Annotated in this window: 15 protein-coding genes and 1 riboswitch; of the genes, 7 read left to right on the forward strand and 8 right to left on the reverse strand. The window is 43.9% G+C overall.

Annotated elements, in window-relative coordinates; genetic code table 11:
* Positions 1-3: 3 nt before the first annotated feature.
* The 6 genes from Xedl_RS38295 to Xedl_RS38270 all read left to right on the forward strand — a co-directional run bounded on the left by Xedl_RS38295 (position 4) and on the right by Xedl_RS38270 (position 6,180).
* Entirely contained in the window at positions 4-1,740 is a 1,737-nt protein-coding gene (locus Xedl_RS38295; protein WP_074022431.1) for an ATP-binding cassette domain-containing protein, read from the forward strand.
* Complete coding sequence (locus Xedl_RS38290; protein WP_074022430.1) at positions 1,737-2,897, forward strand: ABC transporter permease; 1,161 nt, start codon at positions 1,737-1,739, stop codon at positions 2,895-2,897. Before Xedl_RS38295 ends, Xedl_RS38290 begins: the two co-directional genes overlap by 4 nt.
* Positions 2,898-2,909: 12 nt before the next feature.
* On the forward strand, positions 2,910-4,016 hold the full coding sequence (locus Xedl_RS38285; RefSeq protein WP_074022429.1) for an ABC transporter permease: 1,107 nt from the start codon (positions 2,910-2,912) through the stop codon (positions 4,014-4,016).
* 263 nt (positions 4,017-4,279) lie between these two features.
* Positions 4,280-4,912 (forward strand): alanyl-tRNA editing protein, encoded by a 633-nt coding sequence (locus tag Xedl_RS38280; RefSeq protein ID WP_074022428.1) that lies wholly within the window; start codon positions 4,280-4,282, stop codon positions 4,910-4,912.
* A 172-nt stretch (positions 4,913-5,084) separates the two neighbouring features.
* The gene (locus tag Xedl_RS38275; protein ID WP_208605018.1) at positions 5,085-5,540 is read left to right on the forward strand and encodes a 2OG-Fe(II) oxygenase; all 456 of its coding nucleotides are present in this window, start codon (positions 5,085-5,087) and stop codon (positions 5,538-5,540) included.
* Between the two features lies 1 nt (position 5,541).
* Positions 5,542-6,180, forward strand: coding sequence for a LysE family translocator (locus tag Xedl_RS38270; protein ID WP_074022427.1), 639 nt, complete (start codon positions 5,542-5,544; stop codon positions 6,178-6,180).
* Positions 6,181-6,306: 126 nt separating this feature from the next.
* Here Xedl_RS38270 and Xedl_RS38265 read toward each other — a convergent pair whose 3' ends face one another.
* From Xedl_RS38265 to moaA, 5 genes are all read right to left on the reverse strand, one after another.
* Positions 6,307-7,017: a Bax inhibitor-1/YccA family protein gene (locus Xedl_RS38265; RefSeq protein WP_074022426.1), complete on the reverse strand. Its 711-nt coding sequence runs from the start codon at positions 7,015-7,017 to the stop codon at positions 6,307-6,309.
* A gap of 187 nt (positions 7,018-7,204) precedes the next feature.
* Positions 7,205-7,657, reverse strand: coding sequence for a molybdopterin synthase catalytic subunit MoaE (gene moaE / locus Xedl_RS38260; RefSeq protein WP_074022425.1), 453 nt, complete (start codon positions 7,655-7,657; stop codon positions 7,205-7,207).
* 2 nt (positions 7,658-7,659) lie between these two features.
* Complete coding sequence (gene moaD / locus Xedl_RS38255; RefSeq protein WP_074022424.1) at positions 7,660-7,905, reverse strand: molybdopterin synthase sulfur carrier subunit; 246 nt, start codon at positions 7,903-7,905, stop codon at positions 7,660-7,662.
* Positions 7,902-8,381 carry a cyclic pyranopterin monophosphate synthase MoaC gene (moaC, locus tag Xedl_RS38250; RefSeq protein ID WP_074022423.1) on the reverse strand — a complete coding sequence of 160 codons (480 nt, stop codon included), beginning with the start codon at positions 8,379-8,381 and terminating at the stop codon, positions 7,902-7,904. Before moaC ends, moaD begins: the two co-directional genes overlap by 4 nt.
* A gap of 33 nt (positions 8,382-8,414) precedes the next feature.
* The gene (gene moaA / locus Xedl_RS38245; RefSeq protein WP_208605022.1) at positions 8,415-9,398 is read right to left on the reverse strand and encodes a GTP 3',8-cyclase MoaA; all 984 of its coding nucleotides are present in this window, start codon (positions 9,396-9,398) and stop codon (positions 8,415-8,417) included.
* Positions 9,385-9,527, reverse strand: a riboswitch (molybdenum cofactor riboswitch). Its footprint overlaps the gene before it by 14 nt.
* A 270-nt stretch (positions 9,528-9,797) precedes the next feature.
* Here moaA and yvcK point away from each other — a divergent pair.
* Positions 9,798-10,706: a uridine diphosphate-N-acetylglucosamine-binding protein YvcK gene (gene yvcK, locus Xedl_RS38240; RefSeq protein ID WP_074022421.1), complete on the forward strand. Its 909-nt coding sequence runs from the start codon at positions 9,798-9,800 to the stop codon at positions 10,704-10,706.
* A 90-nt stretch (positions 10,707-10,796) separates the two neighbouring features.
* Here yvcK and Xedl_RS38235 read toward each other — a convergent pair whose 3' ends face one another.
* From Xedl_RS38235 to uvrB, 3 genes are all read right to left on the reverse strand, one after another.
* Positions 10,797-11,090 carry a type II toxin-antitoxin system RelE family toxin gene (locus tag Xedl_RS38235; RefSeq protein WP_074022420.1) on the reverse strand — a complete coding sequence of 98 codons (294 nt, stop codon included), beginning with the start codon at positions 11,088-11,090 and terminating at the stop codon, positions 10,797-10,799.
* On the reverse strand, positions 11,090-11,338 hold the full coding sequence (locus Xedl_RS38230; protein WP_074018380.1) for a type II toxin-antitoxin system Phd/YefM family antitoxin: 249 nt from the start codon (positions 11,336-11,338) through the stop codon (positions 11,090-11,092). The genes Xedl_RS38235 and Xedl_RS38230 overlap by 1 nt, the downstream gene beginning before the upstream one ends.
* 96 nt (positions 11,339-11,434) lie before the next feature.
* On the reverse strand, positions 11,435-13,462 hold the full coding sequence (gene uvrB, locus Xedl_RS38225; RefSeq protein ID WP_074022419.1) for an excinuclease ABC subunit UvrB: 2,028 nt from the start codon (positions 13,460-13,462) through the stop codon (positions 11,435-11,437).
* Positions 13,463-13,650: the final 188 nt, after the last annotated feature.

The raw sequence follows: 13,650 nt of genomic DNA on the forward strand, positions 1-13,650 counted from the left end.
AACATGACCAGTTCAGCTTATACGATAAAACTGAACGGCGTGGAGAAAACGTTTCCAGGATTAGAGGTTCCTGCTGTATCCCATCTGCAAGCAGAAATTCAGGGCGGATCAGTGACGGGTCTTGTTGGCCCAGATGGCGCTGGAAAAACCACGCTGATAAGAATGTTAGCCGGATTATTGAAGCCCGATAGCGGCAATATTGAAATTATGGGACTTGATCCCATCAAGGACAGTGTGCAAGTCCGTTCTGACCTCGGTTACATGCCGCAGAAATTTGGCTTGTATGAAGATTTAACCGTAATGGAAAATCTCACTTTATATGCCGACCTGCGTGGTGTACTTGGCGAAGAGCGCAAAACCACCTTTCAGAAATTACTCACCTTCACGGATTTAACCCGTTTTACCGGACGGTTAGCCGGAAAATTGTCCGGTGGTATGAAACAAAAATTGGGGCTTGCTTGTACTTTATTGGGTAGCCCGAAAGTTTTGCTACTGGATGAACCTGGTGTGGGCGTTGATCCCATCGCCCGTCGTGAATTATGGCAAATGGTTCATGAACTCGCTTCTGACGGCATGCTGATCCTGTGGAGCACCTCTTATTTGGACGAAGCCGAATTATGTCGTGATGTTTTGCTGATGAACCGCGGTAAGCTGCTCTATCGCGGCCAGCCACAAGACTTAACCCAAAATATTGCGGGTCGATCTTTTTTGCTTGATGTTAAACAAGATGCGCGCCGCAAAATGCTGCAACACGCCCTTACCTTACCCCAAGTGACTGATGGTGTCATTCAGGGAAAATATGTTCGCCTGATCTTAAAAAAAGGGGTGGATAAAAACGAATTACTTCAACAGATCGATTTACCTGAAACCAATATTCTAGAGGCCGAACCCCGTTTCGAAGATGCATTTATCGATTTATTGGGCGGCGGCCCATCCCATCGTTCCGAATTGGCTGAAATAATGCCGCAAATCCCGCCAAACCCAACGGAAACCGTGATAGAAGCCCGTAGCCTGACCAAAAAATTTGGCGATTTTGCTGCCACTGACCATGTCGATTTTCAGGTGAAACGGGGAGAAATATTCGGCCTATTAGGGCCAAATGGAGCCGGAAAATCGACGACCTTCAAAATGATGTGTGGTTTAATGATCCCGACGTCAGGCAAAGCGCTGGTTTTGGGTATGGATTTAAAAACCGGTTCAGGCAAAGCCCGCCAACACCTTGGCTATATGGCGCAAAAATTCTCACTGTATGGCAACCTGACGGTTGGGCAGAATCTTAAGTTTTTCTCCGGTGTTTACGGCCTGAAAGGTCGCCATCAACAAGAAAAGATGTCTGACATGATCCGTGCTTTCAATCTTGGGTCAATCTTACATCAAAAGACGGATAGCCTTCCGCTCGGATTTAAGCAACGACTTGCCCTTTCCTGCGCATTGATGCACGAACCTGATATTCTGTTTTTGGATGAACCCACTTCGGGTGTTGACCCGCTGACCCGCCGCGAATTTTGGCTACATATCAACGGCATGGTAGACAAAGGGGTCACCGTGATGGTTACAACTCACTTTATGGAGGAAGCCGAATATTGTGATCGTATCGGGCTGGTCTTTCGGGGCAAATTGATTGCAGCCGGAACACCCGATGAACTAAAACAACTGGTTGCCACGGATAAGCGCCCTAATCCTTCCATGGAAGATGCTTTTATCGGCCTCGTGTTGAACTACGATAAGGAGCCGCAATGAGTCATTCTGAACATGTAACACCCCAGCAAGCGGTCAGTTTCTCATGGCGTCGATTGAAGGCACTCTGTATCAAGGAAACTAAGCAAATTGTCCGTGATCCCAGCAGTGCTTTAATTGCGGTAGTTATCCCTTTAATGTTGCTCTTTATTTTTGGTTACGGCATTAACCTGGATTCCAGCAAGCTGCGCCTTGGTATTCTCATGGAACAACAGAGCGAGGACGCCCGTGAATTGGTGCATGTCTTTACCGGATCGCCCTATATTGATGCCACCATCAGCGACAATCGCCAGCTCTTAATCAAAAAAATGCAGGAAAACCAAATTCGGGGCATTATCGTCATCCCTGTCAACTTTGACGCCCAGCTTGCCCGCGCAGACAGCCATGCTCCCATCCAGGTTATTACCGATGGCAGTGAACCGAATACCGCCAATTTCGTGCAGGGCTATACCAAAGGCATCTGGCAAATCTGGTTACAGCAACGAGGGCAAAATCGTGGGGTTGCAACGCCCCCCTTGATTGATACACAAATCCGCTATTGGTTTAATCCCGCCGCCATTAGCCAGCACTTCCTTATCCCTGGTGCTGTTTCAATTATTATGACCGTGGTCGGCGCAATTCTTACCTCGCTCGTCGTCGCCCGTGAATGGGAACGCGGCACTATGGAAGCGCTACTTTCGACCCAGGTTACCCGCACCGAATTGCTGCTCGCCAAATTATTACCCTATCAAATGCTGGGATCTTTCGTCATGGTACTTTGTATGCTATTCACGGTGTTTGTGCTGGGGGTTCCCTATCGCGGCTCACTCTGGATATTAGCATTAGTTTCCAGCCTTTATCTCGCTACCGCTCTGGGGATGGGGTTACTGATTTCCACCCTGACACGTAATCAGTTCAATGCGGCGATGATTTCTCTCAATGCCGCTTTTTTGCCTGCCATTATGTTGTCTGGTTTTGTTTTCGAGATAGACAGTATGCCTGTGCTTATTCAGGCTGCGACTTATGTCATACCTGCACGTTACTTTGTCAGCAGCCTACAGACGCTCTTTCTGGCGGGAAATATTGGCACTGTGTTGCTGACAAACCTGCTCCTGTTGATTGCCAGTTCCATCGTCTTTATCGGCCTGACCGCGTGGAAAACGCGTCGGCATCTGGATTAAAAAGGAAAGAGCATGTTTTATCGTCTGTATACACTTATCATGAAAGAGTTGCAGTCTCTTCTGAGAGAACCGCAAACACGGAACATTTTGATTTTGACTGTGATTATACAAATGATCCTGTTTCCGTGGGCCGCAACGCTGGAAGTCAAAAACGCCACCATCGCTATTTATAATGAGGATAAAGGGCAGGCATCGATTGAGTTAACCCAACGGCTGGCAAAATCAAAAGCATTTCCTGATGTTATTTTACTAACCAGTTCGCAAGAGATCCGCCCCACTCTGGATAACCGCAAGGCACTGCTGCTGGTACGCTTTCCACAAAATTTCAGTGCTGATCTCGCCAACCATAACCCAACATCAATTCAAGTTTTGTTGGATGGGCGTAATTCAAACAGTGCCCAAATCGCAGCCAACTATATCCAGCAGATTGTGATGAATTACCAGCAACAACGGTTGGGAAATGCCCCTAATTTCAATAATAGCGAACTTATTGTGCGTAACTGGTATAACGCCAATTTGGATTATAAGTGGTTCGTTGTGCCGTCGCTGGTTGCCATGATTACAACGATTGGTGTTCTGATTGTCACAGCGTTGTCAGTCGCTCGTGAGCGGGAACAAGGGACACTGGATCAGTTGCTGGTTTCGCCACTGGCAACCTGGCAAATTTTCCTTGGCAAGGCCATTCCGGCACTCGTTGTGGCGACAATGCAAGCAAGCATTGTTTTGCTGATTGGAACACTGTTCTATCAAATTCCTTTCGCGGGTTCCTTGCTGCTATTTTATGGCTGTATGGTGATTTATGGCTTATCTCTGGTGGGTTTCGGTTTGCTGATTTCTGCTGTCTGTTCCACCCAACAACAAGCGTTTATTGGTGTATTTGTGTTTATGATGCCCGCTATTTTGCTTTCTGGTTATATCTCTCCGGTCGAGAATATGCCCGTTTGGTTACAAAACATCACCTGGATTAATCCAATCCGGCATTTTACCGACATCACCAAGCAGATTTATTTGAAAGGGGCGGATTTATCCGTTATTTGGCCTAATTTATGGCCTTTATTGGTAATTACTGCAACAACTGGCGGGATCGCTTATCGGCTATTTCGGAATAAGATTGCCTGATAAATTTAACGCTGTGAAAAACCACCTAATTGAATTGCCTGTCATTAAACGTAGGATAATTCTCTATTATATTTTTTAATGAAAATAGCAATATCGCTTATTATATCCTTACTAGTTGTTACTTTACTTTTTTTCTAATGAGTGTTAGTTTTTTTAGAAAACCATAAAAAATCATAAGAAAATCAAATTATATATTTTAGATAGTTCAAATTGAAATAATTATAAAACTATATTTAAATTGTAATAATACCTGAGAATAAAATATGACGGAGCGTAATTATTTATCAAATCAAGCACTGACTGATAATGTTGAAGTGATTGGTTGTATTCCTCGTGATAATGGATGTTATTCCACTTGGTTGAAGTCTACAATATTTCATCCTCAAGGAGGGGGACAACCCAGCGATATAGGCTGGCTTAATGAAGTTGAAGTAGTTCACGTGAATGTGGAAGATGGTGACATTGTCCACTTAACGACAAAACCTGTGGCTTTGGGAAATGCTTTTGCTCGTGTTGATATTGAACGACGCCAATTATATTCGCGGCTGCATTCTGCTGGGCATCTTATTGGGCATGTAGTTGAGCTTATGATGTGGCATCCGATTAAAGCTCATCATTGGCCGGGTGAAGGAAGAATAGTATTTAAGCCGGGTGTGAATGCTCAAAGTGTATCGGAAAAGCATATTCAAACGATATGTGAAAATTATATTAGACAGGATCTACCATGCAAAGTAGTTCAACGAAATGATGGATTTCGAGAAGTTAGTTTTGGTCATTTTACGCCTTACCTTTGTGGTGGTACCCACGTAACATCTCTAGGACAACTAGGAAATATTAAAGTGCAGGAGGTTAAAATAAAGAAGGGCAATTTAATAGTACATTATGATGTAGCCTGACAATTTAATATATTGTTTCTAAAAATCACCAGTAAATAAAATAAAAGGATATTATGATTATAGAAGTTGATTGCCTTGATGCGACATGTCTGAAAAAGCTTGCAGATAAGGAAATTTTAGTTATACGTGTAAAACAATTTGTACCTAATTTGTTAGCTGAGATGCATTTTAGATGAGTTTTGGCCTGCTGGTGCCCAAATTGAAAACACTTTATGGTAAGAAAATGTATGTGGGATTATCGAGGGTAGTCATACCTGGGGTCACTTTTCTTGCACACCATGACATTTTTGCTAAGGATGCCCCTGATAGCTTTAAGGCTAAAAGTCTTCAAGCTCAGTTTGCAGCTAATGTTTATCTTTCTATGCCCAGTGAAGGTGGAGCCTTACAAATTTGGAAGGATGAACTCTCTACAGAAGAATTTGATGCTATGCGTGGTGATAGTTATGGGATTGAGCCTTATTTGCTTGGTGAACCAGCACTAGAGATTCGACCAGAGATAGGTGATCTTTTGATCTTTAATTCTCGATGTATGCACTCTGTGACTGCTGGTGTCGATGATCTACGTTTGAGTCTGTCTTGTTTTATAGGCTATTGTGGAACAGAAAATCTATTGTCATTCTGGAGTTGATATGTTGTCTAACTATTGGGGGGAATTTCTGGGGCTGGCTGTGATTCATTTCCTGGCAGTAGTTGCTCCAGGTCCAGATTTTGCGGTAACTATACGGCAGAGTGTAAGATTTGGATGTTGGGCAGGGATATGTACGGCAGTAGGTATTGGAGCGGGAATATCAATACATGTTATCTATACACTAGTGGGAGTTAGTGCATTAATGCATGCCACTCCGTGGTTGATGGAAGTGGCAAAACTCGTTGGTGCAATTTATATCGCGTGGCTTGGTATCAAATTTATCAGAAGTAAACCTGCTAATTTGGATACCTTAGAGGGTGAAGGAATTAGTTTGGCCTCACAGAGTAGATGGAAAGCATTTCTGATGGGGTTTATGACCAATGCCCTTAATCCTAAGGCGACATTGTTCTTTTTGGCCGTTTTCACAACCGTAGTGAGTAGTAATACACCTATTCTGATACAAGTCTTCTATGGTCTTTGGATGTGTGTAGTCAATGCTGTCTGGTTTGTGTTGGTGAGTATCATTTTCTCAAATGCATTGATTCGTAATAAATTCATACAGAAAGGTTATTGGTTTGAACGAGTAATGGGAATAGTATTGATTGGGTTTGCTGTCCGGTTGTTATTTCTGTCTATATGATTTTCCCCAAGACCAATATTGATTATGAACTTATCATTGTTTGATTCGATAAAGGTGAAATAACTATTAAAAAAACCCTGACAAAACAGGGTTTTTATATCAAAAAATCATTTAATCTATCAGTGACTATCGGCGATCACCCAAAATACGTAACAGCATTAAGAACAGGTTAATGAAGTCCAGATATAGAGTCAATGCACCAGTAATTGAATACTTGCGCAGGGTTTCTTTATCGTTAACATCCAATTGTTCACCCATTTCTTTCAGTTTTTGGGTATCGTATGCCGTCAAGCCAGCAAAAATCACAACACCGATATAGGTGATTGCCCACATCAATGCCGAGCTTTTCAGCCAGATATTTAGCAACGAAGCCAGAACAATGCCAATTAGCCCCATAAACAGGAAGCTACCCAGACCACTCAGGCTACGCTTAGTGGTATAACCATAAACGCTCAATGCACCGAACATACCCGCTGAAACGACAAATGTGCTGGCAATAGAACTGGCGGTGTAAGCCACAAAGATACTGGAAAGTGTTAACCCCGTTAGCATGGAGTACAACATAAACAACCCTGTCGCCAGTGCCCCACTCATTTTATGAACCAAACCAGACAGCACAAATACTAGCGCAAGCTGTGCGATGATTAAGCCATAGAAAACAATAGAGCTACTGAAAACGGCGTATAGAATTTCAGGGGTATTTGCCACATACCATGCAACAAATGCGGTTAACAGCAAGCCACAAGTCATCCAACCATAGACTTGTGCCATGTAAGTTTGTATACCAGAACCAGTTTTCTGGACAATCGAACCATTAGAACGTTGATATCGGTCCATGACGATTACCTTTTCATGACAATGTTTAAGGATTAAGAATGTTTAAAAATAAACAATCTATTCAAAAGTTATACATTAGCATAGAACATTAATAAAACCATCCGCCAATTAATGGCAATTTCAGTGACATATTATTTATTTGTCCAGTTTTCGTGATAATCCGCAGAATGAACCAACAAATGCTGTTTTACCAGCGGCTTACCGCATCCTGATCACTCTGCCTTGCCTCTACCCAACGCTCTCCCTCTACAAGCGATTCTTTTTTCCAGAATGGTGCCTTAGTTTTCAGATAATCCATGATAAATTCAGCCGCCATAAAAGCCATATTGCGGTGAGAACCGGTGACACCAACCAATACGATCTCATCCCCTGGGCACAATTCGCCAATACGATGAATAATGCTGACTCGTTGCAATGACCAACGTTGGCGAGCTTCGGCCACAATGCCCTGCAACATTTTTTCTGTCATGCCAGCATAATGCTCCAATGTCAGTGCCTTAACGGTGTCTCCCAAGTTATGGTTACGAACTTTTCCGGTAAAAGTCACAACAGCACCATCTTCATCACCTTGCGAGAGCCATTGATATTCTTCACCAACATCAAATGCCTCCTGTTGGACACTGATCCGCGTATTTTCCATTTTTATCCCCCCGTAACAGGTGGAAAAAAAGCCACTTCATCACCATCATTCAGGGTATGTTCAGCGTGGACAAAAGATTGATTGACGGCAGACAACACTTTGCCTTCTTCCAATGCCAATGCCCATCGTTCTCCCTTTTCAGTCAGTGCATGACGAAGATGCGCTACCGTTGAGTAGTCATGAGGCAGTTCTAGTGAATCTGTTCCCACCAGCTCGCGGACTTGCGCAAAAAACAGTACCTTTATCATGCCTCCACCCTAAAATTTCCTGATTTGCCACCCCTTTTTTCTAACAGACGCACAGGCCCGATGACCATATCTTTTTGTACCGCTTTGCACATGTCATAAATGGTCAAAGCGGCCACAGATACCGCTGTCAAAGCTTCCATTTCCACACCTGTTTTCCCCGCCAGGCGGCAACAGGATTCGATTCTGACACGATTATGTTCTGTTTGGGCTTCCAGCCGGACTTCTACTTTACTCAGCAACAGCGGATGGCACAGCGGGATCAATTCCCACGTCCGTTTCGCCGCCTGAATACCTGCGATACGGGCAGTGGCAAAAACATCCCCTTTATGGTGATCACCCGCGATAATCATGGCTAAGGTTTCAGCCTGCATTTCAATAAAGGCTTCTGCCCGTGCTTCACGCACAGTTTCTGATTTGGCAGAAATATCCACCATATGCGCTTCACCCGAAGTCGTGATATGGGTCAATTGAGACATTCTTTGCTCCTGAAAATAAATTTTGCAATCAAGCTAGCCGCCAATAAAAGAAAGGTTCGGGGTGATCCCGCTGTCCCCTTGATATAAAAAGTGAGTTTCACGTTTATAACGCAATCCACCTTGAATACGGAGTTTCAGAGCATCCAATGATGCATCATCAGACAATAAATCACGCAATGGAATACCCTGTTCACCAAATAAGCACAAATGAAGATTGCCAATAGCGGATACCCTCAGACGGTTGCAGCTTTGGCAAAAATCTTTTTCATACGGCATGATAAGGCCAATTTCTCCCTGATAATCGGGATGACGAAAAACTTTAGCCGGCCCATCACTTCGCGCACGTTGCTGTTGTTGCCACCCCTGTTGTAGCAGTTGGCGGCGGATCACTTCTCCAGAAAGATGATGACGATGAAAAATGGCACGACCTTCCCCCGTTTCCATCAATTCAATAAAACGCAACTGGATATGACGATGTTTAATCCAATCAAGGAAGGCAGGCAGGTGGGTATCATTCACATTCTTCATCAACACGACATTGATTTTCACTGTGTTGAAGCCTGCCTCAAAAGCCGTGTCAATACCACGCATAATCTGGAAAAATTTATCTTGTCCGGTAATGGCGTAAAATTGGCGAGGATCCAAACTATCAACACTCACGTTAATCGCTGTCAGGCCAGCCGATTTCCATTGGGAAACATCCCGCTCCATACGGTAACCATTCGTTGTGACAGCAATTTTTTTGATTTGCGGATTTTCATGAACCGCAGCGATGATATCGCAGAAATCGCGGCGCATGGTGGGTTCTCCCCCCGTTAAACGAATTTTTTCTGTGCCAAGTTCAGCAAATGCCCTGCTAACACGACGAATTTCTGGCAGGGAAAGGAATGATTTATGGCCATGAGGCCGGTATCCATCAGGCAGGCAATACGTGCAACGGAAGTTACACACATCGGTAATAGACAATCTCAAATAATAGAATTTGCGCGAGAATGCATCTACAAGTTGTTCCACAATAACACCTTCCAAGTACGGGAGATGCTGGCATTTCTACCTTGCATCCTGGTGACTCAGGAGCCACGGCCAGAGCATCATATCAATGTGATACAGCGACTTAGATACAGAGGCTAGGAGTTAATATCAGTTAAATTTTTATATGAATCATTGCGCGAGTGGCGGCATGCCCGCCGAAGATTCTAACCGTTAAGATAACAAAAAGCTAATATCAGATCCGATATATATCTTATTACACAACGAGTTAGCTGATCGCGATAATATCAAATTCCCTGCGATGTTTTTAAGCTGCCATGCGCAAAGATCGCATAAAATCACATCAATTTCTGAATGCATCATATTTTATGATAAATTACACGAGATTTACTAAAGCCCCTACGTTTAGCCAGTAACAGGAATCCTATGCGAAATCGCACATTAGCTGATTTAGATCGCGTTGTCGCCCTCGGCGGTGGTCATGGACTTGGACGCGTTATGTCTTCCCTTTCCTCCCTCGGAGCACGTCTGACAGGAATTGTCACGACAACGGACAATGGTGGTTCAACCGGTAGAATACGACGTTCGGAAGGCGGGATTGCCTGGGGAGATATGCGCAATTGCCTCAATCAGTTAATCACGGAACCGACCATTGCTTCTGCCATGTTTGAATATCGGTTCAGTGGCAATGGCGAATTGGCCGGACATAATTTAGGCAATTTGATGTTGAAAGCGCTGGATCATTTAAGTGTCCGTCCTCTTGAGGCCATTAACCTGATCCGCAATCTACTGAAAGTTAATGCACAATTGATTCCTATGTCCGAGCAATCAGTTGATTTAATGGCAGTCGATGATCAAGGTAATACCGTATATGGTGAAGTGAATATCGATCAGCTCAATTGTGTACCACAGGAACTCTCGCTTTACCCTCATGTCAATGCCACTAAAGAGGCACTGGATGCTATTGAGCAAGCCGATTTGATTTTGATCGGCCCTGGCAGCTTTTTCACCAGCCTAATGCCATTGTTGCTATTGGAAGATTTAACCCAATCCTTACGACGCAGTAATGCGAACATGATTTATATCGGTAACTTAGGGAAAGAACTCAGCCACGCTGCGGCCAATCTATCATTAAAAGATAAACTTGCCATCATGGAGAACAAGATTGGCCGCAAGATGATTCATGCGCTGATTGTCGGCCCGCGTACCGATATCAGCCCTTTCAATGACCGCGTTGTGACACAACGGGTTTTGGAAGCACAGGATATCCCTTACCGTCACGACCGTGAATTGTTGCGTCAGGCAATTGAGCATACTCTGCAAAAGTTGGGTTAGCATTTCAGTCCACTGACAAGCTCTATTTAAAATAATGGAGTTTGTCTTTTTTATGATAAACACTGTCATCCATCATTAATTATGATAAATTTATGGTTCCGAAATACGATTAATAGCCAACCGATAAACTTCATTCCGTTCACGTTTACCAACGGCAACAACAGCAATAATTAATTTATCATCAATTACCTGATAAACAAGCCTAAAACCAGAAGCACGTAATTTTACTTTATAACAATTGGGCATTCCACTGAGTTTAAGAGAAGGAATATGTGGATTTTCACATAACTTCTTTAGTTTCTTAGCAAATTGTCGCTGAATAGTGCTATCCAGTCTAGCCCACTCTTTTGCAGCATCTTCCCTAAATTTGACCGCATAAATCATCAATATTGATCCAAATCTACATCGACTAGAGGCTGATTTTCACGCTCCTGCACTATCTTGACTAATTCCCGATCATCCAAGGCATCCAACATTTTTTCATACAGTTCCGCGGGAACACAATAAAATGCAGGTTTATTTCTATTCAATATAGCCACTGGAGAGCCCCCTCCAGCACTGACAGTCGCCATAGGGTTGCGTTTTAACTCACTAACACTGGCACTCATGTCACTCAAAATAATAGCAGCCATAACCCCTCCCAAAAGACCTGTTAATCGGTCTGATAATATTCCATAAAAGACCAGTTAACAAGTCACGATGGATCACATAGACACGGATATAAATTTTCAGGAATTGGTAATAAATTGTGCCCGCAATGCCTGAACCTGGTCACGAATATTGGCTGCTTGCTCAAATTCAAGATCCCGTGCATGTTGGTACATTTTCTCTTCCAGTTCACGGATTTTTCTCTCCAGCTCTTTCGCCGGCAGGTTGCGGTAATCATCTGTACCCAGGGTAACTTTATTTTTTCCTTTGGCCTTCCCTTTGCCATTAACCGGCTGACCAATTTTCAGGATATCACCAATTTTTTTCTTCAAACCCTGTGGTACGATGCCGTGCTCTTGGTTAAACGCCTGCTGTTTGGCGCGACGGCGTTCGGTTTCTTCAATAGCCCTTGCCATCGAATCCGTAATTTTGTCACCATATAAAATGGCTTTACCATGCAGGTTACGCGCTGCACGACCGATGGTTTGGATCAGGGAGCGTTCTGAACGAAGAAAACCCTCTTTATCTGCGTCCAAAATTGCCACAAGGGAAACTTCTGGCATATCCAAACCTTCGCGCAATAAGTTAATGCCAACCAAAACATCAAATTCACCGAGACGAAGATCACGGATAATTTCCACTCGCTCTACGGTATCAATGTCAGAATGGAGATAACGTACCCGCTCACCATGCTCTTCCAGATACTCAGTCAAGTCTTCCGCCATGCGTTTGGTTAAGGTTGTGACCAACACTCGTTCATTGTTTGCCGCACGGATACGGATTTCAGACAGCAGATCATCGACCTGAGTTGCCACCGGTCGAACTTCAACTTCAGGGTCAATTAGCCCCGTTGGGCGCACAACTTGTTCAACAACTTCGTGGCCTGATTTTTCTGATTCATAATTGCCGGGAGTGGCTGAAACATAAATGGTTTGTGGTGCCAATGCCTCAAACTCCTCAAACCGCAATGGACGGTTATCCAGCGCTGATGGCAAACGGAAACCATATTCCACCAATGTTTCCTTGCGGGAGCGATCCCCTCGGTACATTCCACCAATCTGTGGGATAGTAACGTGGGATTCATCCACCACCAGCAAACCCTCTGCCGGCAGGTAATCAAACAGCGTTGGAGGTGGTTCACCAGCAGAACGTCCAGACAAATAACGAGAATAGTTTTCAATACCAGAGCAATAGCCCAATTCATTCATCATTTCGAGATCGAATTGGGTTCGCTGGGTGACACGCTGTTCTTCCAACAACTTGTCTGACGCCAACAGAATCTGACGCCGTTGTTCCAGCTCAATCTTGATCTCCTCCATCGCCTGAAGGATGCGTTCACGTGGTGTCACATAGTGGGTCTTGGGATAGATGGTATAACGCGGGACATGGTACTCTACCTGTCCCGTCAGCGGATCAAACAGGGAAAGGCGTTCGACTTCATCATCAAACAATTCTACGCGCAAAGCACGTTCATCCGATTCTGCGGGGAAAATATCGATGACTTCACCACGAACCCGAAATGTTCCGCGCTGGAATGCCTGATCATTGCGGGTATATTGCAGTTCCGCTAACCGACGCAAGATAGCGCGCTGGTCAATTAACATGCCCTCAGTTAAATGAAGCATCATTTTCAAATAGCTATCAGGATCACCTAAACCGTAAATCGCGGAGACAGAAGCCACCACGACGACATCACGGCGTTCCAGCAAGGCTTTCGTTGCAGACAGTCGCATCTGTTCGATATGTTCATTCACTGACGCATCTTTTTCGATAAAGGTATCGGAACTGGGGACATAAGCTTCTGGTTGGTAATAATCGTAATAGGAAACAAAATACTCCACGGCATTCTCAGGGAAAAACGCTTTCATTTCGCTATAGAGCTGTGCTGCCAGGGTTTTATTGGGAGCAAGGATCATGGTGGGGCGATTTAAGTTTGCGATAACATTGGCAATCGTGAAAGTTTTACCCGATCCCGTGACTCCCAGAAGGGTTTGATGAGCCAGTCCATCTTCAAGCCCTTCCTGTAACTGTCTGATAGCCGATGGCTGATCACCTGCCGGTTTAAAATCAGAGTGCAACTTAAATATTTTATTCGTTTCTTTGCTCATTTCCCCACGCCATCCATACACTGACAAAATTATTTTTATCATACTGGATAAAAAACCAGCTTCAAGTAAGTTGGCAAAATAATGTTGTTGTCCGGATGTTATTAACCTTTGCTTAACATCAAAGGTAACTATTTTTATCCCCAGATAATGATCTTGCTTTTTTCTATTTTTGTATTATTGGCTGAAAT

The sequence above is a fragment of the Xenorhabdus eapokensis genome, from assembly GCF_001908105.1.

What these genes read in the sequence shown, in the direction of transcription:
- Xedl_RS38295 (WP_074022431.1), top strand. Translation starts at nt 4, where the DNA reads ATGACCAGTTCAGCTTATACGATAAAACTGAACGGCGTGGAGAAAACG.
- Xedl_RS38290 (WP_074022430.1), top strand. Translation starts at nt 1,737, where the DNA reads ATGAGTCATTCTGAACATGTAACACCCCAGCAAGCGGTCAGTTTCTCA.
- Xedl_RS38285 (WP_074022429.1), top strand. Translation starts at nt 2,910, where the DNA reads ATGTTTTATCGTCTGTATACACTTATCATGAAAGAGTTGCAGTCTCTT.
- Xedl_RS38280 (WP_074022428.1), top strand. Translation starts at nt 4,280, where the DNA reads ATGACGGAGCGTAATTATTTATCAAATCAAGCACTGACTGATAATGTT.
- Xedl_RS38275 (WP_208605018.1), top strand. Translation starts at nt 5,085, where the DNA reads ATGAGTTTTGGCCTGCTGGTGCCCAAATTGAAAACACTTTATGGTAAG.
- Xedl_RS38270 (WP_074022427.1), top strand. Translation starts at nt 5,542, where the DNA reads ATGTTGTCTAACTATTGGGGGGAATTTCTGGGGCTGGCTGTGATTCAT.
- Xedl_RS38265 (WP_074022426.1), bottom strand. Translation starts at nt 7,017, where the DNA reads ATGGACCGATATCAACGTTCTAATGGTTCGATTGTCCAGAAAACTGGT.
- moaE (WP_074022425.1), bottom strand. Translation starts at nt 7,657, where the DNA reads ATGGAAAATACGCGGATCAGTGTCCAACAGGAGGCATTTGATGTTGGT.
- moaD (WP_074022424.1), bottom strand. Translation starts at nt 7,905, where the DNA reads ATGATAAAGGTACTGTTTTTTGCGCAAGTCCGCGAGCTGGTGGGAACA.
- moaC (WP_074022423.1), bottom strand. Translation starts at nt 8,381, where the DNA reads ATGTCTCAATTGACCCATATCACGACTTCGGGTGAAGCGCATATGGTG.
- yvcK (WP_074022421.1), top strand. Translation starts at nt 9,798, where the DNA reads ATGCGAAATCGCACATTAGCTGATTTAGATCGCGTTGTCGCCCTCGGC.
- Xedl_RS38235 (WP_074022420.1), bottom strand. Translation starts at nt 11,090, where the DNA reads ATGATTTATGCGGTCAAATTTAGGGAAGATGCTGCAAAAGAGTGGGCT.
- Xedl_RS38230 (WP_074018380.1), bottom strand. Translation starts at nt 11,338, where the DNA reads ATGGCTGCTATTATTTTGAGTGACATGAGTGCCAGTGTTAGTGAGTTA.
- uvrB (WP_074022419.1), bottom strand. Translation starts at nt 13,462, where the DNA reads ATGAGCAAAGAAACGAATAAAATATTTAAGTTGCACTCTGATTTTAAA.